Source organism: Paracoccus binzhouensis (genome assembly GCF_016446475.1).
In the GTDB taxonomy this organism is placed as follows: domain Bacteria; phylum Pseudomonadota; class Alphaproteobacteria; order Rhodobacterales; family Rhodobacteraceae; genus Paracoccus; species Paracoccus binzhouensis.
The window spans coordinates 1-926 of sequence record NZ_JAEHFP010000250.1 but is presented as its reverse complement, the minus strand read 5'-3'; the positions used below and the strand labels follow the sequence as shown (position 1 = coordinate 926).

Sequence of the window (926 nt, the reverse complement as noted above, 5' to 3'; positions counted from 1 at the left end):
CTCGTCACCGCCGACCAGGCGCTTGCCGCCGCAAAGGCCGCCGCCGCGGCGCTGCCGCCCGGCCTGCTGTGGCTCGACGGCAATTCCTGCGCGCCGGGCACCAAGCGCCGCGCGGCCGCGGCGATCGAGGCGGCCGGCGGGCGCTATGTCGACATGGCGATCATGGCACCGGTGCATCCGCGCTTGCACCGTACGCCCGCCCTGCTGGCCGGCCCGCATGCCGAGGCGGCGCTGGCGGCGCTGGCGCCCCTGGACATGGCGCTGGCGGTCGAGGGGCCACGGGTGGGCGACGCCTCGGCGATCAAGATGCTGCGTTCGGTGATGATCAAGGGTTTCGAGGCGCTGACGGCGGAATGCCTGCTGGCCGCGCGCCGGGCCGGGGTCGAGCAGGCGGTACTCGCCTCGCTGCAGGCCTCGGATCCCGGCTGGGACTGGGCGGCGCGCGGCGCCTACAACCTGGAACGGATGATGGTCCACGGCGCCCGCCGCGCCGCCGAGATGCAGGAGGTCGCCGCCACCCTGCGCGAGTTGGGCCTGCCCGACCGCATGGCCACCGCCGCCGCGGCCTGGCAGCAGGAGATCGCCGCGCTGGACCTGGCCGGCGGGCCGGATGCGCTGGCGGATCGGGCCGATGCGATCCTGTCGCGGCTATGAGGACGAACCTGCGACACCTGCGCCTGCTTCTGGCGGTGGCCGAGACCGGCTCGATCACCCGGGCGGCGGCGCGCTGCCATGTCTCGCAGCCGGCGGTGACGCAGGCCATCGCCAAGCTCGAGCGGCTGGCCGGGCAGGCGCTGTTCGTCCGCCGCAGCCCGGGCCTGTTCGCCACCCCCGCCGGCGAGGCGCTGGTCCTGCGCCTGCGCCGCGCCTTCGGCCGGCTCGATCCGGCGCTGGCCGAGCTGGGCCCGCGCCTGCCGCTGACCGTG

General features: G+C 76.1%; 2 protein-coding genes. Both read left to right on the top strand.

Annotated features, from left to right (window positions below):
- Window positions 1-654, top strand: a 654-nt coding sequence (locus I9P22_RS24290) for a DUF1932 domain-containing protein (RefSeq protein ID WP_199262795.1), incomplete at its 5' end; no start/stop codon positions are given.
- Window positions 651-926, top strand: a 276-nt coding sequence (locus tag I9P22_RS24285; RefSeq protein WP_199262793.1) for a LysR family transcriptional regulator, incomplete at its 3' end; no start/stop codon positions are given. The genes I9P22_RS24290 and I9P22_RS24285, both read left to right, overlap by 4 nt.